This is a genomic window from Sphingomonas flavida, from assembly GCF_036663655.1.
Taxonomy (GTDB): domain Bacteria; phylum Pseudomonadota; class Alphaproteobacteria; order Sphingomonadales; family Sphingomonadaceae; genus Sphingomonas.
Map to the genome: position 1 here is coordinate 38093 of NZ_JAXOJH010000011.1, position 22660 is coordinate 60752.

A 22660-nucleotide genomic window follows, 5' to 3' on the forward strand; every position below is an offset into this window, starting at 1 on the left:
TCTCCCGGTATGGCCCTGTTCGGCCCGATGGGCCGCCAACGCGCTGGCATCCATGCTTGTTTCGTCGGCGGTTTCTGTGTATAGACTGGCCCATTCTCTTACATCGTCGGGTGAAGGAGGCTGCGGAACGGGTTCCGCGGCGCCGATCCGGCACATCTGGAGCTTTCATGGCGGACATCGCCCTTCTGACGCAACTCATCGAACCCGAGGCCAAGGCGCTCGGCTTCGAGCTCGTGCGCGTGAAGATGTATGGCGGCACGTCGGACCCCACGCTTCAGGTGATGGCCGAGCGCCCCGACACGCGCCAGCTGAACATCGACGACTGCGCCGACCTGTCGCGCCGCATCTCCGCCGTGCTTGACGCGCTGGAGGAGCAGGGCCGCGATCCGATCGATTATGCCTATCGGCTGGAGGTGTCCTCGCCCGGTATCGACCGTCCGCTGACCCGTCTCAAGGACTTCGCCGACTGGGCGGGGCATGAGGCGCGGATCACGCTGGCCGAGAAGCGGAACGGCCGCAAGCAGTTCAAGGGCGACCTAGACGGCGTCGAGGGCGAGAATGTCGTCATCGTCGATGGCGAGGAGGTTCGTCACGAACTGCCCTTTACCGCCATCGAGGACGCCAAGCTCGTCATGACCGACCGGCTGATCGCCGCGACGGTGCCGCTGTCCCCCGAGGGCGCGGAAGAGGTTTATTATCAGGATGCGCCCGAACAGGACGGCGCCACCACGGAAGGACGGCACTGATGGCTACCGCCATTTCCGCCAACAAGGCGGAACTGATCGCGATCGCGAATGCGGTCGCCTCGGAAAAGATGATCGACAAGGGCATCGTCATCGAGGCGATGGAGGACGCGATCCAGCGCGCCGCCCGTGCCCGTTACGGCGCCGAGAACGACATTCGCGCCAAGCTCGATCCGAATTCGGGCGACCTGCGCCTGTGGCGCGTCGTCGAGGTGGTCGAGGTGGTCGACGACTATTACAAGCAGATCGACCTCAAGGGTGCCGAGAAGCTGCAAAAGGGTGCCGCGATCGGCGACTTCATCGTCGACCCGCTGCCCCCGATCGAATTCGGCCGCATCGCCGCGCAGGCGGCCAAGCAGGTCATCTTCCAGAAGGTCCGCGACGCCGAGCGCGACCGTCAGTTCGATGAGTTCAAGGATCGCCAGGGCGAGATCATCACCGGCGTCGTCAAGCGCGTCGAATTCGGCCACATCGTCGTCGACCTGGGCCGCGCCGAGGGCGTGATCCGTCGCGACCAGCAGATCCCGCGCGAAGTCGTCCGCGTGAACGACCGCATCCGCTCGCTGATCCTGAACGTGCGCCGCGAGAACCGTGGCCCGCAGATCTTCCTGAGCCGCGCGCATCCGGACTTCATGAAGAAGCTGTTCGCGCAGGAAGTGCCCGAAATCTATGACGGCATCATCGAGATCAAGGCCGCCGCGCGCGATCCGGGCAGCCGCGCCAAGATCGGCGTGATCAGCCACGATTCGAGCATCGACCCGGTCGGCGCCTGCGTCGGCATGAAGGGCAGCCGCGTCCAGGCCGTCGTGCAGGAAATGCAGGGCGAGAAGATCGACATCATCCCCTGGTCGCCCGACACCGCGACCTTCGTGGTGAACGCGCTCCAGCCCGCGAACGTCAGCCGCGTCGTGATCGACGAGGAAGAGGACCGGATCGAGGTCGTCGTTCCCGACGATCAGCTGTCCCTCGCCATCGGCCGTCGCGGCCAGAATGTGCGTCTGGCCAGCCAGCTGACCGCCAAGGCGATCGACATCCTGACCGAGGCCGACGCCTCCGAGAAGCGCCAGAAGGAGTTCGTCGCGAACTCCGAGCTGTTCCAGAACGAGCTGGACGTGGACGAGACGCTGGCCCAGCTGCTGGTCGCCGAGGGCTTCGGCGCGCTGGAAGAGGTCGCCTATGTCGAGCTGGAAGAGCTGGCCGCGATCGAGGGCTTCGACGAGGACCTGGCGCAGGAGCTGCAGAGCCGTGCGCAGGAAGCGCTGGACCGCCGCGAACAGGCCGCCCGTGACGAGCGTCGCGGCCTGGGCGTCGACGACGCGCTGGCCGAGATGCCGTATCTGACCGAGGCGATGCTGGTCACGCTGGGCAAGGCGGGCGTCAAGACGCTCGACGATCTGGCCGACCTGGCGACCGACGAGCTGGTCGAGAAGAAGCGCGCCGAGCCGCGTCGCCGTGGTGACGACACCCCGCGCGCCGCGCCCAAGGGCGGTATTCTCGCCGAATACGGGCTGAGCGAGGAGCAGGGCAACGAGATCATCATGGCCGCGCGTGCGCACTGGTTCTCCGACGAGGAAGAACCCGTTGCGGCGGATGCGGACGCGGAGGGTGACGAAGCCTGATGCCGTTCGTCTCGATCCGTCTGGCGGGCACCGCCTCCAAACAGCAAAAGGCCGAGATCGTCGCCGACGTGACCCGTTCGCTGGTGGAGCGGCTGGGCAAGAACCCGGCCGCCGTCCAGATCGTGATCGAGGAGGTCAGCCCCGAGAATTACGGTGCGGGCGGTCAGCTGATCGCCGACCGTGATGCCCCTACACCTCAACCCCGGGGAGACGCGCATGCGGAACCGGGACAATGAGCGCGGTGGCGTAACCGACGCTCCGGCCAAGAAGGGCCGGAGCCCTAGGGAATCGGCGAAGGCGGCCCGCGAATCGATCGACGGGCCGGTGCGTCGCTGCATCCTGTCGGGCGAGCATGACGCGCGCCCGCACCTGATCCGTCTGGCGCTCGCGCCCGACGGGCGGGTGCTGCCCGATGTCCGCGCGAAGGCGCCGGGCCGGGGCGGCTGGATCGGCGTGACTCGCGCCGAGCTGGAAACCGCGATCGCCAAGGGGCGATTGAAGGGGGCACTGGCGCGGGCGTTCAAGACGGGCGAGTTCGTCATCTCCGACGACCTGCCCGCGCTGATCACCACCGCGCTGGAGCGCAATGCGCTCGACCGGCTGGGACTCGAGTCGCGGTCGGGTATGCTCCTGACCGGATCGGACAAGATCGCGACGGCGGCCCGTTCGGGCCAGTTGCACGCGCTCTATCATGCATCCGATGCAAGCGACGATGGGTGTCGCAAGCTGGCGCAGGCGTGGCGCGTGGGTTCGGGACGTGAAGGTTCCGATCTCAAGGGGTTGGCACTGCCTGCCACACGCCCCATATTGTCGTTGGCGTTGGGCCGCGAAAATGTGGTACACATCGGCCTGACAGATCGTAACGCGGCAAAGCGGGTGAGCGAAGCGCTCGACCGCTGGCTGCATTTTATCGGACCCGACCCTGTGGCAACGCCTTGCGAAACGGCCTCGCAAGGCGCATCGGCGTCCGACATTACCGGTGACCGAACGGCCGTGACCGTACACGAGGATTTTGAGTGAGCGAGACCGACAACGACAAGCCGAAACTCGGAATGCGCCAGCCCCTGGGGCTGAAGCGCACGGTCGAGACCGGTAAGGTGAAGCAGAGCTTCAGCCACGGCCGCTCGAACACCGTGATCGTCGAGACGAAGCGCCGTCGCGTCCTGGGCCCGCAGGGTGGAGCCGCCGAGGCGGCGGCCCCTGCGCCGACCCCAGCCCCGGCTCCGGCCGCCCCCGCAGCGGCCGCACCGGTCGCCGCGTCGCGCCCCATTCCGTCGAACGAGACGGCGCAGGAGCGTCAGGCCCGTCTGCTGCGTGAGGCCGAGGAACAGCGTCTCAGCACGCAGGAAGAAATGCGTCGCCGCGAGGACGCCGAGCGTCAGCAGCGCGCCGAGGACGAGCGTGCCCGCGCCGAGGATCGTGCCCGTGCCGAGGCGGAGGCCGCTGCGGCCGCCGCTGCGCCTGCGCCCGCTCCGGAGCCGACCCCGGCCCCCGAGCCTGCGCCCACGCCCGTCGTGGAAGCGCCGGTTCAGGCCCCCGTTCAGGCTGACGCGCCCGCTGCGCCGACCATCTCGGTCCAGGCTCGCCCGTTCCGTCCGGTCGAGCGTCCGGTGATCCCGGCGCCCGAGCCCAAGGCGGAAGCGCCCAAGGTCGAGGAACCCAAGGTTGCGGCGCCCGCGCCGACCCCGGCTCCGACGCCTGCGCCCGCCCCGGTCGCGGCAAAGCCTGCACCCGCTCCGGCGCCTGCGCCCGTGGTGCCGACGCCGCCGATCCTGGGTCGCGATCCCTCGATGCCCGCACCGCGCCGTTTCTCGCCGGTCCAGCGTCCCGAGATTCCGAAGCCTGCGCCCAAGCCCGCGCCTGCGCCCGCCGCAGCCGCGACTCCGGCCGCGAACCAGACGAGCAACACCACCACGGCATCCGCCCCTTCGGGTGGCGCGCCGCGGCCGCTGCCGTCGGGCCAGCCGACCCCGCGCAACGCGCCCCCCAGCCGTCCGCAGCAGCGTGACCGCAAGGGTGACGAGCGTCGCGGTGGCAAGCTGACCGTCAATCGCGCCCTGAACGAGGACGGCGCGCGCGCCCGTTCGCTCGCCGCGCTGAAGCGTGCGCGTGAGAAGGAAAAGCGTGGCTTTGGCGGCCCGCGCGAGCCGCAGATCAAGCAGGTCCGCGACGTGCAGGTGCCGGAGGCGATCACCGTCCAGGAACTAGCCAACCGTATGGCCGAAAAGGGCGCGGACCTGGTCAAGGCGCTGTTCAAGATGGGCATGCCCGTCACGATGACGCAGACGATCGACCAAGACACGGCCGAGTTGCTGGTGACCGAATTCGGCCACAACATCGTCCGCGTCTCGGACAGCGACATCGATCTGGCGCTCGACACGAGCGAGGATGCGGCCGAGAGCCTGCAGCCGCGCCCGCCGGTCGTCACGATCATGGGCCATGTCGACCACGGCAAGACCTCGCTGCTCGACGCGCTGCGCGGCACCGACGTGGTGCGCGGCGAAGCGGGTGGCATCACCCAGCATATCGGCGCCTATCAGGTCACGCTGAAGGACAAGTCGAAGATCACCTTCCTCGACACGCCGGGCCACGAGGCCTTCACCCAGATGCGGGCGCGTGGTGCCGACGTCACGGATATCGTGGTGCTGGTGGTCGCGGCCGATGACGGGCTGATGCCGCAGACGATCGAGGCGATCAACCACACCAAGGCGTCGGGCAAGCCGATGATCGTGGCGATCAACAAGATCGACAAGCACGATGCCAATGCCCAGCGCGTGCGCGAGCGTCTGCTCGAGCATAACGTGCAGGTCGAGGACATGGGCGGCGAGACCCAGGACGTCGAGGTGTCGGCGCTCAAGAAGACCGGTCTGGATACGCTGGTCGAGAAGATCCAGCTTCAGGCGGAACTGCTCGAACTGGCCGCCAACCCCGATCGCGATGCCGAGGGCAGCGTGATCGAGGCCAAGCTCGACAAGGGCCGTGGCCCGGTCGCGACCGTGCTCGTCACGCGCGGCACGCTGAAGGTCGGCGACGTGTTCGTGGTCGGCGCGGAAAGCGGCAAGGTCCGTGCGCTGGTGGACGACAAGGGCCGTCAGGTGAAGGAAGCCGGTCCGGCCATGCCGGTCGAGGTCCTGGGCCTGTCGGGCGTGCCCCAGGCGGGCGACCTGCTGCAGGTCGTCGAGAACGAGGCGCGTGCCCGCGAAGTCGCCGAATATCGCCAGAGCGTGGTGCTCCAGAAGCGCACGACCTCGGCCCCTGCCAGCCTGGAGTCGATGTTCTCGGCGCTGAAGGCGAACCAGGCCAAGGAATATCCGCTGGTCGTGAAGGCGGATACGCAAGGCACGGTCGAGGCGATCGTGGCATCGATCAACAAGATCCAGTCGGATCTGATCAAGGCGCGTATCCTGCACTCGGGCGTCGGTGGCATCACCGAGTCGGACGTGACGCTGGCCGCGGCCAGCGGCGCGCCGATCATCGGCTTCAACGTCCGTGCGAACGCCAAGGCGCGCGAGATCGCCGAGCGGAACAAGGTGGCGTTGAAATATTACGACGTCATCTACGACCTGATCGACGAGATCCGCGCAGGGATGGCGGGCGAGCTGGGCCCCGAGGCATTCGAGACGGTCGTCGGCCGCGCCGAAATCCGCGAGGTCTTCTCGGCGGGCAAGATCGGTCGTGCCGCCGGTCTGCTGGTTACCGAGGGTGTCATCCGCAAGGCGCTCAAGGCGCGCATCACGCGCAACGACGTCATCATCTACCAGGGCGAGATCAACTCGCTCCGCCGGTTCAAGGACGATGTCGCCGAGGTTCGCGCCGGCCTGGAATGTGGTGTGACGTTCACGCAGAACTTCACCGACATCAAGGCGGGCGACTATCTCGAAACCTTCGAGGTCGAACTGCGCGAGCGTTCGCTCTGATGACGGCGGGGCGGCGGGAGCGATCCTGCCGCCGGTCGTTCATGCCGGAATGGATCGCGGTCGCCTTGCCCGGCGGCCGCGATTTTCGTTTGAGAAGAAACTGAGCCATGGTCCAACCCAACAACCCCGCCGAACCCTCGGTCCGCCTGCTGCGCGTCGGCGAGCAGGTCCGCCACATCCTGTCTGAAATCCTGGCCCGCGGCGACGTGCATGACGAGACGCTGGCCAAGCATCTGGTCAGCGTGACCGAGGTGCGCATGTCCCCCGACCTGCGCCACGCGACGGTCTTCGTGAAGCCGCTGCTGGGCAAGGACGAAGAGGTGGTCATCAAGGCGCTGCGCACCAACACCGCGTATCTGCAGCGTGAGGTCGCTCACCGGGTGAAGATGAAGTACGCCGCCAAGCTGAAGTTCCTGGCCGACGAGAGCTTCGACGAGGGCAGCCATATCGACTCGTTGCTGCGGACGCCCAAGGTCGCTCAGGATCTGACCGAGGGTGAGGGGTCGGAGGGCTGAATCTCCGCCGCCGTTCAGCCTGAGCGAAGTCGAAGGCCAAGGGATTCGGTTCGCGCAGAGGCGCAGAGGGCGCAGAGAGCGGTGGCCCTCATGATGCGCATCATACATCCTCACCAATGATCGTGCCCCGGCGAAGGCCGGGGCCCAGTTCCTGTAACGCCAATGACATGGTCCTCCGATGCGGGGGAAGCCCATGCAATGCGCTTTCGACACGGTACGGTAGCTGGATCCCGGCCTTCGCCGGGGTGGTCCGGTATTTGAGGAAGTGGACAAATCTCCCTCTGCGCCCTCCGCGCCTCTGCGCGAACCAAGATCAAGCCGTTTACCCGTGGCCGCTTCGACTGCCTGCCAAGGCAGGTGCTCAGGAACGGTTTCGACTTCGCTCAGGCTAAACGGAGCAAGGGAAGGGAGCAGCGTTACTCCCGCCCCGGCATCAGATCCGCGTCGATCGCGATCGTCACCTGTCGCCCGACGATCAGCGGATACGCCGTCATCCCGAAATCCCGCCGGTCGATCCGCGTCGAAGCCGCGATGTGCACCGGCTCGCGGCCGGTCATCGCGGCAAAGTCCCGCGAGAAATCGACCGCCAGCGTTGCAGGCCGCGTCACCCCGCGTGCGGAGATCGTGCCCGCCACCTGCGCGCTATGCGGACCGGTCCGCGTCATCGACGCTGCGTGGAAGATCACATGGCGATAGCGATCGACGTCGAAGAAATCGGCCCCGCGCAGGCGCGAGCGGGTGAGCGGATCCCCGGCCTCCAGCGCCTGGGCATCGATCGACACGTCCAGCGTCAGGCCTTGCGCATCCCGGTCGGACAGCGCCACCCGCCCCTCTACCTTCGGAAACAGCGCGGTCTTGCTGCCCAGCCCGAAAAAGCCGACCTTGGCCCGCACCCGCGCATGGGCCGGATCGACATGATAGGTGATGGCCCTGGCGGGCGCCGCCATGGCCATCGACATCGCCGCCGCGACGGCGATGCGCATTCCCATTTCCATGTTCGGTCGTCCCATGCTCGAAAACGCCGCTTCCTTCGGATAAGGGCGCGCCATGGCCAAGCTTTATTTCTACTACGCCAGCATGAATGCCGGGAAGTCGACCATGTTGTTGCAGGCCGATTTCAACTATCGCGAGCGGGGCATGAACACGATGTTGTTCACCGCCGCGATCGACGACCGCTTCGCCTATGGCACCATCGCCTCGCGCATCGGTTTGTCACAGCCCGCGACGCCGTTCCACGCGTCGACCGATCTTGAGGCGTGTGCGCTGGACCAGCATGGGCTCACGCCGCTCGCCTGTATCCTGGTCGACGAGGCGCAGTTCCTGACCCCCGAACAGGTCGACCAACTCGCGCGACTCGCCGATGTCCACCGAATTCCGGTATTGTGCTACGGCCTGCGCACCGACTTCAAGGGCCAGCTTTTCCCCGGTTCGGCGCGGCTGCTGGCGCTGGCCGATGCGCTCAACGAGATCAAGTCGGTCTGCCTCTGCGGGGCCAAGGCGACGATGAACCTGCGGGTCGATGGCCAGGGCCGCGCGATCGCCGAGGGGGCGCAGACCGAGATTGGTGGCAACGACCGCTATGTCGCGCTGTGCCGCCGCCATTTCGGCAAGGCGCTGGCGGGGGAGGCGGTGCTTGAGGCGGGACGTAACCCCGACTAACGCCGTTCGATGCATGGATGGATCATTCTCGACAAGCCCCTGGGGCTCGGCTCGACCCAGGGGGTAAGCGCGGTCAAGCGCGTGCTGCGCCAGGGCGGCTATGGCAAGGGCATCAAGGTCGGGCATGGCGGCACGCTCGACCCGCTGGCGACCGGCGTGCTGCCGATCGCGGTGGGCGAGGCGACGAAGCTGGCCGGGCGGATGCTCGACAGCGACAAGGTGTATGACTTCACCATCCGTTTCGGCGAGCAGACCTCGACGCTCGATGCCGAGGGCGAGGTGGTGGCGACCAGCGACGTGCGCCCGACTCGCACCGCGCTGGAGGCGGTGTTGCCGCGCTTCACCGGGCCGATCGACCAGGTGCCGCCCGCCTATTCGGCGCTGAAGGTGGATGGCGAGCGCGCCTATGACCTGGCGCGCGCGGGGGAAGAGGTGGTGCTGGCAAGTCGCGCCGTGACGATTCACTCGCTTCATTCCTCCCCGGAACGGGGAGGGGGACCGTTCGCGTCAGCGAATGGTGGAGGGGGGGCGCCACTGGGCGAGTCCCCCGCGGAGGCCTCCCTCCACCCCCAGCCTGCGGCTGGCGGTCCGGCGCCCCGTGCCGGGGAGGATCTGTCGGAGATCACCCTCACCGCGCATGTCTCGAAGGGCACGTATATCCGCAGCCTCGCCCGCGACATCGCGCTGGCGCTCGGCTCCGTGGGCCATGTCACCATGCTACGCCGCACCAAGGCGGGGCCGTTTACCTTGGCCCCGGCAATATCGCTGGACAAATTGAACGAGATGGGGCAGGCGAGCACCCTTAAACAGATACTCCTGCCACTGAGGGCGGGGCTGGACGACATCCCGGCTCTTGCTCTCGACCCCGACCAGGCAGGGGCGCTCCGTCAGGGGCGTGTGCTGGTTGGGATTGCCGTGGACGATGGCCAATATTTCGCGATGCTGGGTGAGAATCCGGTGGCGCTGGTGGAGGCGCTGGACGCAAATGTCCGGGTCGTTCGTGGTTTCAACCTCGATTAAGAAAGGACCACGATGTCGGTAACCGCTGAACGCCGCCAGGAAATCATCAAGGATCATGCCCGCGCCGAGGGTGACACGGGTTCGCCCGAAGTCCAGGTCGCGATCCTGACCCAGCGTATTCAGAACCTGACCGAGCACTTCAAGACCCATGCGAAGGACAACCATTCGCGTCGCGGTCTGCTGATGCTGGTCAACAAGCGTCGCTCGCTGCTCGACTATCTGCGTCACAAGGATGGCGACCGCTATCTGGCGCTGATCGCCAAGCTCGGCCTGCGTAAGTAACACGCGGACGACGCTGACGAAAAAGGGCATCCCTCACGGGGTGCCCTTTTTTCATCGGCTGGTGTATAGAGCACCCGGCCGACCGGACGGCGCAGATGCGCATCCCAAAGCCTTTATGTCATGAAACCCGACGATAGGGTCGGGTAGGATCGGGGGATCGGCAATTCGGTCGACCTCCAGAGCCAATTTTGGCTCAACCCATAGGCCCCGGCGGGATAGGCCCGTCGGAGTGAAGGAAATTTGATGTTCGATACCAAGAAAGTGGCCATCGAGTGGGGCGGCAAGACGCTGACCCTCGAAACCGGCAAGGTGGCCCGTCAGGCCGACGGCGCGGTGATCGCGACGCTGGGCGAGACGGTGGTGCTGTGCGCCGTGACGGCCGCGAAGAACGTGAAGGAAGGGCAGGACTTCTTCCCGCTGACCGTTCACTATCAGGAGAAGTTCTCGTCGGCTGGCCGTATCCCCGGCGGTTTCTTCAAGCGCGAGCGTGGCGCGACAGAGCGTGAGACGCTGATCAGCCGCCTGATCGATCGTCCGATCCGCCCGCTGTTCCCCGAAGGTTTCTACAACGAGATCAACTGCATCTGCCAGGTGCTCTCCTATGACGGCGAGAACGAGCCCGACATCCTGGCGCTGGTCGCCGCGTCGGCCGCGCTCACCATCTCGGGCGTGCCGTTCATGGGCCCGATCGGCGCGGCGCGCGTCGGTTATGTCGATGGCGAATATGTCCTGAACCCGACCGACGCCGAGGCGCTGGCCGGTGAGCTGGACCTGGTCGTCGCCGCCACGCACGACGCGGTGATGATGGTCGAGTCGGAAGCCAAGGAGCTGTCCGAAGAGGTGATGCTGGGCGCCGTCATGCATGCGCACAAGGCGTCGCAGCAGATCATCGACGCGATCATCGACCTGGCCGAGCAGGCCGCCAAGGACCCGTGGGAGCTGAAGGTCGGCGACGACCAGAAGGCGGTCAAGGCCGAGCTGAAGAAGCTGATCGGCAAGGACATCACCGCGGCCTACAAGCTGACCGACAAGCAGCAGCGCCAGACCGCGCTGGGCGAGGCGCGCGCCAAGGCGAAGACCGCCATGGCCGAGCGTAGCCCGCAGGAGCAGCTGGTCGCCGCCAAGCTGGTCAAGAAGCTGGAAGCCGAGATCGTCCGCACCGCGATCCTGAAGGACGGCCGCCGCATCGACGGTCGCTCGACCACGCAGATCCGCCCGATCGAGGCCGAAGTCCACTTCCTGCCGCGTTCGCACGGCTCGGCGCTGTTCACGCGTGGCGAGACCCAGACGATCGCGACCACGACGCTGGGCACCCGCGATGCGGAGCAGATGATCGACGGCCTGAACGGCCTGTCGTACCAGCACTTCATGCTGCACTATAACTTCCCGCCCTATTCGGTCGGTGAAGTGGGCCGCTTCGGCGCGCCGGGTCGTCGCGAGATCGGCCATGGCAAGCTGGCATGGCGTGCGCTGCACCCGGTGCTGCCGACCAAGGAGGAATTCCCCTACACCATCCGCGTGACCAGCGACATCACCGAGTCGAACGGCTCGTCGTCGATGGCCACCGTCTGCGGCGGCTCGCTGGCGCTGATGGATGCGGGCGTTCCGCTGAAGCGTCCGGTGTCGGGCATCGCCATGGGCCTGATCCTGGAAGGCAAGGACTTCGCCGTCCTGTCCGACATCCTGGGTGACGAAGATCACCTGGGCGACATGGACTTCAAGGTCGCCGGCACCTCCGAGGGCATCACCTCGCTCCAGATGGACATCAAGATCGCCGGTATCACCGAGGAGATCATGAAGGTCGCACTGGCGCAGGCCAAGGAAGGCCGCGCGCACATCCTGGGCGAGATGAACAAGGCGCTGTCGTCGACCCGGACCGAGCTGTCGGCGCACGCGCCGCGCATCGAGACGATGACGATCGACAAGTCGAAGATCCGCGACGTGATCGGCACCGGCGGTAAGGTGATCCGCGAGATCGTCGCCACCACCGGCGCCAAGGTCGACATCGACGATGAGGGCGTGATCAAGATCAGCTCGTCGGACGGTGCGCAGATCGAAGCCGCGATGAACTGGATCAAGGGCATCGTCGAAGAGGCCGAGGTCGGCAAGATCTACAACGGCAAGGTCGTCAACCTGGTCGATTTCGGTGCGTTCGTGAACTTCATGGGCGGCAAGGACGGTCTGGTCCACGTCTCGGAGATCAAGAACGAGCGCGTCGAGAAGGTCTCGGACGTCCTGACCGAAGGCCAGGAAGTCAAGGTCAAGGTCCTCGAGATCGATCCGCGCGGCAAGGTTCGCCTGTCGATGCGTGTCGTCGACCAGGAAACCGGTGCCGAGCTGGAGGACAATCGTCCGGCGCGCGAACCGCGTGAGCAGCGCGGCGATCGTGGCCCGCGCGGCGACCGTGAAGGCGGTCGCGGCCCGCGCCGTGACGCCGGAGACCGTGGTGGTGATCGTGGCGGCGAGCGTGGTGGCGAAGGCCGCAGTGGTCCGCGTCGCGACCGTGGCGACCGTCCCCGTCGCGAAGGTGGCGAGCAGGGCGGTTCGCCCGAATTCGCCGCTCCGGCCTTCCTGACCGGCGATCGCGACTGATCCTCTGCCTTCGGGTAGGAAAAGGGCTCGGGGGAAACCCCGGGCCCTTTTTCGTTGGGGGGGGCGCTTGGCCTTCGACTTCGCTCAGGCTGAGTGAAATCGAGGGCCACGCTTCACCCTCACCCAGGCTGCGCGTCCATCCAGCGTACGATCGCACCGACGACCTTGTCCTCGATCCCGTAATAGCCATGCGGCGTCAGTGAGCCGCAGGGATTGTCAGACCGGGTAACCCCGCCCGACACGACGATCACCTGCGCCGCCGGGCTCTGTTTCATCGCGCCAGCGATTCGGGCGGCATTGGCGGGCGGCGCGACCTTGCATGCGTCATCGCTGTTCGCGACCACCAGTGCGGGCACGCGCACGCCCGAGGGGTCAGCATCGAACACCGTCTCGTGACTGCCGCCCATCACCGATACCGACTCGGTCAGCACGACGCCGGCCACACTTCCCGGTGCGGCATGGGCGGCGGCGTTCATGGCCGCGATCGATCCTTGGCTGGTGCCGAGCAGGAAGACCGGTCCTGTCCCCTGACGATGCGCCAGCGCGACCAGATCGGTAATGACGCGCGCATAGCCAGGCGAACTGCGTCGTCCGCGCATATTGTCGCTGCCCAGCGCATCGGGGATCAGCACCCCATAGCCCCTGGCATTCCAGAGCCCGCGTGTCCGCACGACGAAATTGTCGCCGTGGCGAAGCGTCTTGTCGTGCTCGATCCCGATATCGCCCGCGCCGCCCGGCAGCATCACGATCATCCCGCGCGCATGGGCGGGCATCGATAGCAGGATTCGCTGATCCGCACCGTTGGGGCGGGGCATGTCGATGACGCGGGTCGTTATGGATGCGATCGGAACATGGCTCTGTGCAGATAGGGCAAGGGGGAAAGCGGCCCATCCCGCCAGAATCAAATGGATCGCCCAACGCTTCGGCATCGCTCTGCCCCTTGCTGTTCACACGGCGGACTATGTGCGGTGCGGCTTAACCCAGGCTGAGGGCATCGCTGATCGGAGGTCAGGCCCGGTCCTTGGCCCCCTCATGCGCGCTATAGCCCAGCCGGGCATGGCCCTGGACCGGCCCCGCCACGTCCGCGACCAGGTACAACGGCCGCCGCTTCGACTCGATGTACAGCCGCCCCAGATATTCGCCGATCATGCCCAGCACGAACATCTGCACCGCGCCCAGGATGACGGTGACGAGCATGGTCGAGGTCCAGCCCTGCACCGCCGAACCGGTCAGCCAGCCGATCGCGATATAGACCAGCAGCAACAGCGACGCGGCCGTCAGCGCCAGCCCGATATGGCTGGCCCAGCGCAGCGGCGCGGTCGAAAACCCGGTTACGGCGTCGAAGGCGAGCGCGATCATCTTGCCCAGCGGATAATGGGTTTCGCCGGCATGACGCTCGGCGCGGTCATAGGGGAAGGGCACCTGGCGAAAGCCGACCCAGGCGACCATGCCGCGAATGAAGCGCGCCTGTTCGGGCAGCGACTGCAACGCATTGAGCGCGCGGCGGCTCATCAGGCGGAAATCGCCGGTGTCGAGCGGGATCGGCGTGTCGGTCAGCCGGTCGAGCATCCGGTAGAAGACCGCCGCCGTCGCCTTCTTGAACAGCGTCTCCCCGGCACGCTTGCGGCGCACGGCATAGACCACGTCGGCCTCCTGCGCCGCCATGGTCGCGCGCATGTCGGTCAACAGCTCGGGCGGGTCCTGAAGATCGGCGTCGATGATCAGGATCTGCTCGCCCGCGCACAGGTCGAGGCCCGCTGTCAGCGCCAACTGGTGGCCATGGTTGCGCGACAGGTTGATCGCGACCAGATGCGGGTCGGCGGCGGCCAGACGCTGCATCACCGGCCAGCTGTCGTCCTTCGAGCCGTCGTTGATCAGGACGATCTCGTAATCCTCGCCCACCGCCGTGCGCGCCGCGCCCGAGATACGTGCGTGCAGCACGTCCAGGCAGGCGGCTTCGTTATAGCAGGGGACGACGACGGACAGGGCTGGGCGCTTCATGACGCCGCCGGTTTAGCGGCGTCGAAGCCGTCCGTCACCCATTCACGACCAACTTCACCAGACGGCCCGGTGTCAGCGCCTGTTCCGGGTCGAGGCCGTTCAGCGTCACGAACCGCTCGCGCTTGTAATCGGGAAAGGCCATGCGCGCCGACAGGCTGTCGATCGTGTCGCCCGCCTTGACGGTGACGATGCTGATCTTCTTGCCGCGAATGGCGTTGGCCTCCGCGGTGGAAAGCGGCGCGACCGAGGCGAGCAGCGGCTGGAACGGGCCGATGCCCGACCCCGCTGGCGTGACCAGCGTGAAGGTATAGGTCGCCGAGGGGAAGCGATAGGCGACGACGGTCGCATCGACCGCGCGGTTGTTGGCGGCGGCGCGGGTGGTGACATAGGCATAGGGAATGCCGTTCGCCGTACCGTTCTGAAGCTGGCCGGTCGGCGTGCCGGTGCCGAGCTGACCGAAACGCTGTGTAATGGCCTGGCCCAGGTCGCTGCCTTGCGCCAGGCGCATCTCGGCCTGCCCGCCCTGTCCGGCGATCGTCACCGCATCGCTGCCATTGGCGATGGCATAGCCGGTGGGGGCGGTGAATTTCAGCTTGAGGCCGGGATGGCGGAAGGTCTGGCCGTCGACCACGCCTTCCTTCGGATCGTCGCCGTAAGCCATGCCGTCGAGCATGCGGAGAAAGGCGGTGTCCTGCGGGGGTGTGGTTTCCGGACGGCCGGTCGCCTTGGCCAGATCGGCGGCGCGGCGGACGCGGTCGGCGCTGTTGGGGTGGGTCGAGGCCCAGGTGGGCGTGGCGTTGGCGTCCCTGCCCGCAGTACGCGCGGCCAGATTGCTCGACGCGGCCAGCGATGCGAGCATGTCGGCCGAGGCATAGGGATCATAGCCGGCCGCCGTCATGTAGCGGATGCCCAGGCCATCGGCCTGATATTCCTGATCGCGGCCATATTTCAGCGTGTAGAGTTGCGCACCGGTGCCGACCAGCTGGGTGGCGACGTTGCTGCCGGTCAACAGGCCCGCGCCCGCCGCCAGGATCGACCCGATGGTCGAGCGGGTGTTGCGGCTCTGCGAGTGACGCGCGGCGACATGGCCGACTTCATGGCCGAGGACCGATGCGAGTTCGGCCTCCGAGTTCATCAGCGCCAGCAACTGGCGGGTGACATAGACATAGCCGCCCGGAATCGCGAAGGCGTTCTCGACGGGCGAGTTCAGCGTGGTGACGGTAAAGTCGCCCTGTGCGTTGGACAGGCCGGATTGCACCGCCACGCGCTTGCCCACGCGCTCGACAAAGGCGGCCTGCGGGCCGGTATAGCGACCGCCATATTGCTGGACGAGCTGGGGATTGGCCTGCGCACCCTGCGCCTTGTCCGAGGCGGAGATAGAGCGCGTAGTCTGCGCCGCGACGGGGGTGGCGACGAGTGCCAGCATGGCGGCGGCGGTAGCGAAACGCATCGGTGACGAACTCCCTGTTTGCGCTTTTCAAAGCGCGCCGCGCTTGGGGGTTCCAGCTTTTTGTTACGGCGACGTCATTCCTACGTTAGAATTTCGATGCCCATTTCGTTCCCCGGCGAAGGCTGGGGTCCAGTTCCTTCAAGGCCAACGCCGGGGAACGAAGAAGAATGGGTTCGCGCGGAGGCGCGGAGGGCGCAGAGGTGTTTTGTCCGGTCGTGTCTTCGACCTTCCACAATCAGCCGGTCGTCAAGATAGTATGAGTGCTCCGCGCACCCCCTCTCTGCGTCCTCTGCGCCTCTGCGCGAACCTAAACCCGCTCGACCAGGCTCACCACATCGGCCGCGCGCAGTGCCGCGATCAGGCGCATCAGGTGTTGCAGGTCATGCACCTCGACATCGATCAGGTTGGTGTGGAAGCGGGTGTCGCGCGTATCCAGCCGGACGTTGATGATGTTGGCCCTGTGCTGGCCGATGATCGTCGCCAGGATGCCCAGCGCGCCGGGCTCGTTCTTGACCATCACCGAGATTCGCGCGGTCGCGCCCTCGGTCTCGTCGCCCCAGGACACATCGACCCAGTCGGTTTCCTCGTCGGTGCGGTCGGCCAGTTCTGCGAGCACCGGACACTGGATCGCGTGCACCTCGATCCCCGCATCCGGGCGGCGAAGCCCGACGATGCGGTCGCCCGGCACCGGGTGACAGCATTGCGCCAGGTCATAGGCGACGCCGGGCGTCAGCCCCTTGATCGAGATCGCGCTCGACTGCGGCGCAAGGGCGGCGACGTCCGCACCCGCCGAACCGGGCATCAGCGCCTCCATCACCGCCGCGTCGGACACGGTGCGCCTGGCGATGGCGATCATCAGATGCGCCTCGTCGGGCATCTTCAGCCGTTGCAGCGCATGGGTCAGCGCGTCCGGCCCGATCTGCGCCGGAAGCCGTCGGACGATATCCTCATAGAGCTTGCTGCCCAGGCTGACCTGTTCGGTGCGCTCGGCATGGCGCAGGTGGCGGCGGATCGCGGCCAGCGCCTTGCCGGTGATCGCCAGATTGAGCCAGTTGGCCTGCGGCGTCTGCCCCGCCGAGCGCAATATCTGCACCTGGTCGCCATTGGCGATGACGGTCGACAGTGGCACGACGCGCCCGTTCAGCTTCGCGCCCACCGCCTGGTCGCCCAGATCGGTGTGGACGGCATAGGCGAAGTCGATCGGCGTCGCGCCCTTGGGCAACTGGATCAGCTCGCCCTTGGGGGTGAAGGCGAAGATGCGATCCTGGTACATCGCCATCTTCGTATGCTCGATCAGCTCTTCGGGGCTGTCCGAGGTGTCGAGGATTTCGACGAGGTCGCGAATCCAGCTGACCTGCGCGTCGTGGCGCGTCGCCTGCTTGTAGGTCCAGTGCGCGGCCAGGCCGAAATCGGCCTCGGCATGCATCTCGGGGGTGCGAATCTGAATCTCGATGCGCGCATTGTCGGCGTGGATGACGCTGGTGTGCAGCGAGCGGTAGCCGTTGCGCTTGGGCGTCGAGATATAGTCCTTGAACCGCCCCGGCACCATCGGCCAGCGGCGATGGATCAGGCCCAGCGCGCGGTAGCAATCCTCCTCGGTCGGCACGATCGCGCGGAACGCCATCACGTCGGACAGCTGCTCGAAGCTGATGTGTCGCTCGTTCATCTTGCGGAAGATCGAGAAGGCGGACTTTTCGCGCCCCGTCACCTCCGCCTCCACCCCGCCGCGCGACATCAGCAGTTTCAGGCCCGAGGCGATCTTGGAAATCCGGTCGCCGCCGCCTTCCTTCATTTGCGCGAGGCGAAGGGTGATCGACTCATACGCCTCGGGTTCGAGCTGTTGGAAGGAGAGCATCTGCATCTCCTTCATGAACTCGTACATGCCGATCCGCTCGGCGAGCGGGGCGTATATGTCCATCGTCTCCTTCGCGATGCGGCGGCGTTTCTCCGGCTTCGCGATGTGATGGAGCGTGCGCATATTGTGCAACCGGTCGGCCAGCTTCACCAGCAGGACGCGGATATCGTCCGACATGGCGAGCAGGAACTTGCGCAGATTCTCGGCGGCGCGCTCGCTCTCGGTCTGCGCCTCGATCTTGGACAGCTTGGTGACGCCGTCGACCAGCCGCGCGACATTGGGACCGAACAGCCGTTCGATCTCGTCATAGGTGGCGACCGTGTCCTCGATCGTGTCGTGCAGGATCGCGGTGGCGATCGTCTCGTCATCCAGATGCAGGTCGGTGAGAATCCCCGCCACTTCGATCGGATGGCTGAAATAAGGATCGCCCGAGGCACGCTTCTGGCTGCCATGCGCCTTCATCGAGAAGACGTAAGCGCGGTTGAGCAGTGCCTCATCGGCCTGGGGGTCGTAGTCGAGCACGCGGTCGACGAGTTCATACTGGCGGAGCACGGATTCAGGTTTGCGTGGGGTGGTTGGGCAATGCAACATTTTTGATGCGATCAGGGTGATCGAGGTCTTCTTAAGCGCTTCTCTTGTGAAGCCCCTCCCGCCTCCGGGAGGGGAGCGGCTAGAGGCTGTTATGAACCTGCGGCGATCGCGGCAGCCTGCTTCATCATGATGCAGGCGAAAGCGACGACGTGAAGTCCGGCGAGTGTTTGAGCATAGCGTTCATAGTCCTTGACGAGACGGCGGAAGCGGGTTGCCCAGGCGAATGACCGCTCGACGACCCAGCGGCGCGGCAGGAGAACAAAGCCGCGCTTGGCCTGCGGCAGTTTGACGACTTCGAGCGTGATGCCATGCTTGTCTGCTGCATCGGCGGCCCGCCCGCCGGTATAGCCCTGGTCCACCCAGGCCAGCTCGACCGTGTCGCCGGTGACCGCCTGTACGGTGCGGGCGAGCCGCTCCACCTCGCCGCGATCCTCAGCGCTGGCTGGCGTGACATGGAGGGCCAGCAGATGGCCCAGCGTATCGACGGCCATGTGGATCTTCGAGCCCTTCTTGCGCTTGGCCCCGTCATAGCCGGCCCGCTCGCCACTTTCGGGCGTCGATCGAAGCGTCCGGCTGTCGATGATCGCAGCGGTCGGCTCGGCCTTGTGCCCCGCTGACAGCCGCAGCACCGCGCGCAAGTCGTCCACCAGCGCCTCGAAGCAGCCCGCCGCCAGCCAGCGCTGTGTCTGCTGGTACACTGCTGCCCAGGGCGGCAGATCGTTCGGCATCCACCGCCATGGCGCGCCCGTCTTAACAATGTAGCGAAGGCCGTTGAACACCTCCCGCAGGTCATGCTCCCGCTGCCCGGCATCCTCACGTTGCAGCAACAGGTACGGTGCGACCAGCGACCATTCCTCGTCGCTGACGTCAGATGGATACGGCTTGCGGCAAATGCTCATCCCACCTTGGATGAATCAGCAAACCTCTCAAGTCCATAACAGCCTATAGAGGTGAAGTTGGGGAATCACTCCCCCATCGCTTCCGCCGCCAGCGCCTCCGCCTCGATCAGCAGGTCGTCGTCCGCACTTCCCGTCGCCACCTTCTCGCGCCCGATCAGCACCAGCACCGGTACGGCCAATGGGCTCACCCGTTCCAGATCGACGTGCAGCATCGTGCCGCCCGCCCGGTCGAGCAGGTTCGCCAGTCGCCCCACATCGGTCATCCGCGCGCGCGCATCGTCCCACGCCGCCTGGAGCAGCAAGTGGCCGGGCTCGTATTTGCGGAGCACATCGTAGATCAGGTCGGTCGAAAACGTCACCTGCCGCCCGGTTTTGCGCTTGCCGGGATGCTGGCGCTCGACCAGCCCGCCGATCACCGCGACCTCGCGAAAGGCGCGCTTGAGCAGGTGCGATTGCTGCACCCAGTCGACGAACTCGTTTTCGAGGATATCGGGCGAGAACAGGCTGGCCGGGTCGGTCACCTTCTCCAGCCCGTAGCACGCCAGCGCATAGTCGCTGGCGACGAAACCCAGCGGCTTCAGCCCCTGCGCCTCCATCCGCCTGGTGATCAGCATCCCCAGCGACTGGTGCGCGTTCCACCCCTCAAAGCTATAGGCGACCATGTAATGCCGCCCCTCGCGCGGGAAGGTTTCGACCAGCAACTGGCCGGGGCGGGGCAGGACCGAGCGGCGGTCCTGCATCTCCAGCCAGTCATGCACATCGGCCGGAAAGCGATCCCATTCGCGCCGGTCGGCCAGGAAGCCGCGGACCCGGTTGGCGAGGCTGGTCGATAGCGGCATTCGGCTGCCGCCATAGGTCGGGATGCGGGCTGGGCGGGAGGTGGCGCGCACGATCAGGTCCTCGCCGTCGATCGACTCCACCTCCAGGCTCAGCCCGGCGAAGAAGAAGGTGTCGCCGGGCGCCAGCGTCGCGGCGAATCCCTCCTCGACACGGCCCAACTGGCGGCCATTGCGGAAACGCACCTTCAGCATCGTCGCCTCGACGATGATCCCGGCGTTCAGCCGATGCTGCGCGATGTATTGCGGATGGGTGACGCGCCACAGGCCGTCCGGCTGCTGCACCAACCGCTTGAACTTGTCATAGGCGCGCAAGGAATAACCGCCATCGGCGATGAAGTTCAGCACCCGGTCGAACGTCTCGTCGTCCAACGCCGAATAGGGCATGGCCGAGCGGATTTCGTCCAGCAGCGCGCCCTGCTCGAACGGCGCGGCGCATGCACAGGCCATGACATGCTGCGCCAGCACATCGAGCGCGCCCTGCCGGAACAGGTCGGGGTCGAGCTCGCCCGCCTCCACCGCGTCGAGCGCGGCGCGGGCTTCGAGATATTCGAAGCGGTTGCCGGGGACCAGGATGGCGCGGCTCGATTCGTCCAGCCGGTGATTGGCGCGGCCGATCCGCTGGAGCAGGCGCGACGAGCCCTTGGGCGCGCCCATCTGGATCACGCAATCGACATCGCCCCAGTCGACGCCCAGATCCAGGCTGGCGGTCGCGACCAGCGCGCGAAGCTGGCCATCGGCCATCGCGCCCTCGACCTTTTGTCGCGCTTCCAGCGACAGCGAGCCGTGATGGACGCCGATCGGCAGGCTCTTGTCATTGGCCTTCCACAAATCCTGGAAGATGAGTTCGGCGAGGCTGCGCGTGTTACAAAAGACGATGGTGGTCCGGTTCGCCTCGATCACCCGCATGACCTGCGCGGCGGCATAGCGGCCCGAATGGCCCGCCCAGGGCACCCGGTCCTCGGGCAGCAGGATCGCAATGTCCGGCGGCGCGCCTGGCTCGCCGGTGACGAGGCCGACCGCGTCGATATCGCCGTCGGGCGCGAGCCAGGCGCGATAACCGTCTGGGTCCGCCACCGTCGCCGACAGCGCGACGCGGCGAAGGTCGGGGGACAGGCGCTGCAACCGCGCCATGCACAAGCTGAGCAGGTCGCCGCGCTTGCCGGTGGCGAAGGCATGGACCTCGTCCACCACGATGGTCTTCAGCCCTGCGAACATCGCTGCCGCATCCGGGTAGCTGAGCAGCAGCGACAGCGACTCCGGCGTGGTCAGCAGGATCTGCGGCGGCTTCACCCGCTGCCGCGCCTTCTTGTCGGACGAGGTGTCGCCGGTCCGCGTCTCGACCCGGATGTCGAGGCCCATTTCCTCGATCGGCGTCACGAGGTTGCGGCGGATATCGACCGCCAGCGCCTTGAGCGGCGAGACGTAGAGGGTGTGGAGGCCCTCGGACGGCTGCTCGATCAATTCGGTCAGCGTCGGCAGGAACCCCGCCAGCGTCTTGCCCGCGCCCGTCGTCGCGACCAGCAGCGCGTGGCGTCCGGCGCGAGCTTCGTCCAGCATCGCCAGCTGATGGGCGCGCGGTCGCCAGCCCTTGGCGGCGAACCAGTCGGTCAGGGCGGGGGGAAGGGAACCGGGGGGCATCCCGAAGGATATAGGTATCATGGTCAAGCTCGGCGACTGGATACAGCCCCATAAACATGGGATTTACGTGGCCCCCGCCGATGTGTGGGTCGATCCGTCCGAGCCGGAGCCCCGCGCGCTGGTGACGCACGGCCATGCCGACCATGCGCGCGGCGGGCACGGCACGGTGTGGGCGACGCCGGAGACGCTGGCGATCATGGCGGCGCGCTATGGCCCGCAGAACGGGGTGCCGGTCGGCTATGGCGAGACGATCCGGCTGGGCGAGGTGGAGGTGAGCTTCGTGCCCGCGGGTCATGTGCTGGGATCGGCGCAGATCGTGCTCGACCACCGCGGCGAGCGCGTGGTGGTGTCGGGGGATTACAAGCGCCGCGCCGACCCGACCTGTACCGCCTTCGAGCCGGTGAAATGCGACGTGTTCGTTACCGAGGCGACCTTCGCGCTGCCCGTCTTCCGCCATCCCGACACCGGCGACGAGATCGACAAGCTGATCGCGCGGCTCCACGCCAATCCCACGCGTTGCGTGCTGGTGGGCGCCTATGCGCTGGGCAAGGCGCAGCGGGTGATCGCAGAGTTGCGCGTGCGCGGGCATGACGCGCCCATCTATCTGCACGGCGCATTGGCGCGGCTATGCGCGCTGTATCAGGAACTGGGTGTCGATCTGGGCGCGCTGCGCATGGTCGCGGATACACCCAAGGCGGAGATGGCGGGGCATGTCGTGATGTGCCCGCCGGGTGCGCTCAACGATCGCTGGTCGCGGCGGCTGCCCGATCCGATCACCGCGATGGCCAGCGGCTGGATGCGGGTGCGCCAGCGCGCGCGACAGAAGAATGTCGAGCTGCCGCTGATCCTGTCCGACCATGCCGATTGGGACGAACTGACCCAGACGCTGACCGAGATCGCCCCGCGCGAAGTGTGGGTGACGCACGGGCGCGAGGAGGCGCTGGTCCACTGGTGCGAGACGCGGCAGATGAAGGCGCGCGCCCTGGCATTGGTGGGGTTCGAGGACGAGGATGATTGATAGGGGGTAGCGTGGGCTTCGA

At 66.6% G+C, this 22660-nt stretch carries 18 protein-coding genes; 11 read left to right on the forward strand and 7 right to left on the reverse strand.

Going from position 1 to position 22660, the window contains the following annotated elements; all coding sequences use genetic code 11:
• The first annotated feature begins 167 nt into the window (after positions 1 to 167).
• From rimP to rbfA, 6 genes are all read left to right on the forward strand, one after another.
• The gene (rimP, locus tag U1703_RS13055) at positions 168 to 746 is read left to right on the forward strand and encodes a ribosome maturation protein RimP (RefSeq protein WP_320452941.1); all 579 of its coding nucleotides are present in this window, start codon (positions 168 to 170) and stop codon (positions 744 to 746) included.
• Entirely contained in the window at positions 746 to 2362 is a 1617-nt protein-coding gene (gene nusA / locus U1703_RS13060) for a transcription termination factor NusA (protein ID WP_332786041.1), read from the forward strand. The genes rimP and nusA overlap by 1 nt, the downstream gene beginning before the upstream one ends.
• A complete protein-coding gene (locus U1703_RS13065) occupies positions 2362 to 2598 on the forward strand; it encodes a tautomerase family protein (RefSeq protein ID WP_320452943.1) in 237 nt (78 codons plus the stop codon). Before nusA ends, U1703_RS13065 begins: the two co-directional genes overlap by 1 nt.
• Entirely contained in the window at positions 2579 to 3382 is an 804-nt protein-coding gene (locus tag U1703_RS13070; protein ID WP_443025813.1) for a DUF448 domain-containing protein, read from the forward strand. The genes U1703_RS13065 and U1703_RS13070 overlap by 20 nt, the downstream gene beginning before the upstream one ends.
• The gene (gene infB / locus U1703_RS13075; protein WP_332786042.1) at positions 3379 to 6279 is read left to right on the forward strand and encodes a translation initiation factor IF-2; all 2901 of its coding nucleotides are present in this window, start codon (positions 3379 to 3381) and stop codon (positions 6277 to 6279) included. The genes U1703_RS13070 and infB overlap by 4 nt, the downstream gene beginning before the upstream one ends.
• Before the next feature lie 107 nt (positions 6280 to 6386).
• Positions 6387 to 6794: a 30S ribosome-binding factor RbfA gene (gene rbfA / locus U1703_RS13080; protein WP_332786043.1), complete on the forward strand. Its 408-nt coding sequence runs from the start codon at positions 6387 to 6389 to the stop codon at positions 6792 to 6794.
• Positions 6795 to 7210: 416 nt separating this feature from the next.
• On the opposite strand, the gene U1703_RS13085 is transcribed toward rbfA, so the two are convergent.
• Positions 7211 to 7741 carry a YceI family protein gene (locus U1703_RS13085; protein WP_332786044.1) on the reverse strand — a complete coding sequence of 177 codons (531 nt, stop codon included), beginning with the start codon at positions 7739 to 7741 and terminating at the stop codon, positions 7211 to 7213.
• Positions 7742 to 7841: 100 nt separating this feature from the next.
• On the opposite strand from U1703_RS13085, the gene U1703_RS13090 reads away from it, so the two are divergent.
• The 4 genes from U1703_RS13090 (at position 7842) to pnp (ending at position 12347) form a co-directional block, all read left to right on the forward strand.
• Positions 7842 to 8453, forward strand: a complete 612-nt coding sequence (locus tag U1703_RS13090) for a thymidine kinase (protein WP_332786045.1) — start codon at positions 7842 to 7844, stop codon at positions 8451 to 8453.
• A 9-nt stretch (positions 8454 to 8462) separates the two neighbouring features.
• On the forward strand, positions 8463 to 9473 hold the full coding sequence (gene truB, locus U1703_RS13095) for a tRNA pseudouridine(55) synthase TruB (RefSeq protein ID WP_332786046.1): 1011 nt from the start codon (positions 8463 to 8465) through the stop codon (positions 9471 to 9473).
• A 12-nt stretch (positions 9474 to 9485) separates the two neighbouring features.
• The gene (gene rpsO, locus U1703_RS13100; RefSeq protein WP_320452949.1) at positions 9486 to 9755 is read left to right on the forward strand and encodes a 30S ribosomal protein S15; all 270 of its coding nucleotides are present in this window, start codon (positions 9486 to 9488) and stop codon (positions 9753 to 9755) included.
• Between the two features lie 243 nt (positions 9756 to 9998).
• A complete protein-coding gene (pnp, locus tag U1703_RS13105) occupies positions 9999 to 12347 on the forward strand; it encodes a polyribonucleotide nucleotidyltransferase (RefSeq protein WP_332786047.1) in 2349 nt (782 codons plus the stop codon).
• 119 nt (positions 12348 to 12466) lie between these two features.
• Here the strand turns inward: pnp and U1703_RS13110 are convergent, their stop codons facing one another.
• The 6 genes from U1703_RS13110 to U1703_RS13135 all read right to left on the reverse strand — a co-directional run bounded on the left by U1703_RS13110 (position 12467) and on the right by U1703_RS13135 (position 21620).
• A complete protein-coding gene (locus U1703_RS13110) occupies positions 12467 to 13162 on the reverse strand; it encodes an alpha/beta hydrolase (RefSeq protein ID WP_332786048.1) in 696 nt (231 codons plus the stop codon).
• Positions 13163 to 13355: 193 nt separating this feature from the next.
• Complete coding sequence (locus tag U1703_RS13115; RefSeq protein WP_332786049.1) at positions 13356 to 14348, reverse strand: glycosyltransferase family 2 protein; 993 nt, start codon at positions 14346 to 14348, stop codon at positions 13356 to 13358.
• A 34-nt stretch (positions 14349 to 14382) separates the two neighbouring features.
• A complete protein-coding gene (locus U1703_RS13120) occupies positions 14383 to 15798 on the reverse strand; it encodes a M48 family metalloprotease (RefSeq protein ID WP_332786050.1) in 1416 nt (471 codons plus the stop codon).
• Between the two features lie 307 nt (positions 15799 to 16105).
• Entirely contained in the window at positions 16106 to 18205 is a 2100-nt protein-coding gene (locus tag U1703_RS13125) for a RelA/SpoT family protein (protein WP_320452954.1), read from the reverse strand.
• 128 nt (positions 18206 to 18333) lie between these two features.
• Positions 18334 to 19143 carry an IS5 family transposase gene (locus U1703_RS13130; RefSeq protein WP_332786051.1) on the reverse strand — a complete coding sequence of 270 codons (810 nt, stop codon included), beginning with the start codon at positions 19141 to 19143 and terminating at the stop codon, positions 18334 to 18336.
• A gap of 65 nt (positions 19144 to 19208) precedes the next feature.
• Positions 19209 to 21620 carry a ligase-associated DNA damage response DEXH box helicase gene (locus tag U1703_RS13135; RefSeq protein ID WP_332786052.1) on the reverse strand — a complete coding sequence of 804 codons (2412 nt, stop codon included), beginning with the start codon at positions 21618 to 21620 and terminating at the stop codon, positions 19209 to 19211.
• Between the two features lie 19 nt (positions 21621 to 21639).
• Between U1703_RS13135 and U1703_RS13140 the strand changes: the two genes are divergently transcribed.
• On the forward strand, positions 21640 to 22638 hold the full coding sequence (locus U1703_RS13140) for a ligase-associated DNA damage response exonuclease (protein ID WP_332786053.1): 999 nt from the start codon (positions 21640 to 21642) through the stop codon (positions 22636 to 22638).
• Positions 22639 to 22660 lie beyond the last annotated feature (22 nt).

Excerpts from the sequence above, each read along its gene's own strand:
- rimP (WP_320452941.1), top strand. The coding sequence starts at position 168 with ATGGCGGACATCGCCCTTCTGACGCAACTCATCGAACCCGAGGCCAAG.
- nusA (WP_332786041.1), top strand. The coding sequence starts at position 746 with ATGGCTACCGCCATTTCCGCCAACAAGGCGGAACTGATCGCGATCGCG.
- U1703_RS13065 (WP_320452943.1), top strand. The coding sequence starts at position 2,362 with ATGCCGTTCGTCTCGATCCGTCTGGCGGGCACCGCCTCCAAACAGCAA.
- U1703_RS13070 (WP_443025813.1), top strand. The coding sequence starts at position 2,579 with ATGCGGAACCGGGACAATGAGCGCGGTGGCGTAACCGACGCTCCGGCC.
- rbfA (WP_332786043.1), top strand. The coding sequence starts at position 6,387 with ATGGTCCAACCCAACAACCCCGCCGAACCCTCGGTCCGCCTGCTGCGC.
- U1703_RS13085 (WP_332786044.1), bottom strand. The coding sequence starts at position 7,741 with ATGGCGGCGCCCGCCAGGGCCATCACCTATCATGTCGATCCGGCCCAT.
- U1703_RS13090 (WP_332786045.1), top strand. The coding sequence starts at position 7,842 with ATGGCCAAGCTTTATTTCTACTACGCCAGCATGAATGCCGGGAAGTCG.
- truB (WP_332786046.1), top strand. The coding sequence starts at position 8,463 with ATGCATGGATGGATCATTCTCGACAAGCCCCTGGGGCTCGGCTCGACC.
- rpsO (WP_320452949.1), top strand. The coding sequence starts at position 9,486 with ATGTCGGTAACCGCTGAACGCCGCCAGGAAATCATCAAGGATCATGCC.
- pnp (WP_332786047.1), top strand. The coding sequence starts at position 9,999 with ATGTTCGATACCAAGAAAGTGGCCATCGAGTGGGGCGGCAAGACGCTG.
- U1703_RS13110 (WP_332786048.1), bottom strand. The coding sequence starts at position 13,162 with ATGCCCCGCCCCAACGGTGCGGATCAGCGAATCCTGCTATCGATGCCC.
- U1703_RS13115 (WP_332786049.1), bottom strand. The coding sequence starts at position 14,348 with ATGAAGCGCCCAGCCCTGTCCGTCGTCGTCCCCTGCTATAACGAAGCC.
- U1703_RS13120 (WP_332786050.1), bottom strand. The coding sequence starts at position 15,798 with ATGCGTTTCGCTACCGCCGCCGCCATGCTGGCACTCGTCGCCACCCCC.
- U1703_RS13130 (WP_332786051.1), bottom strand. The coding sequence starts at position 19,143 with ATGAGCATTTGCCGCAAGCCGTATCCATCTGACGTCAGCGACGAGGAA.
- U1703_RS13135 (WP_332786052.1), bottom strand. The coding sequence starts at position 21,620 with ATGCCCCCCGGTTCCCTTCCCCCCGCCCTGACCGACTGGTTCGCCGCC.
- U1703_RS13140 (WP_332786053.1), top strand. The coding sequence starts at position 21,640 with ATGGTCAAGCTCGGCGACTGGATACAGCCCCATAAACATGGGATTTAC.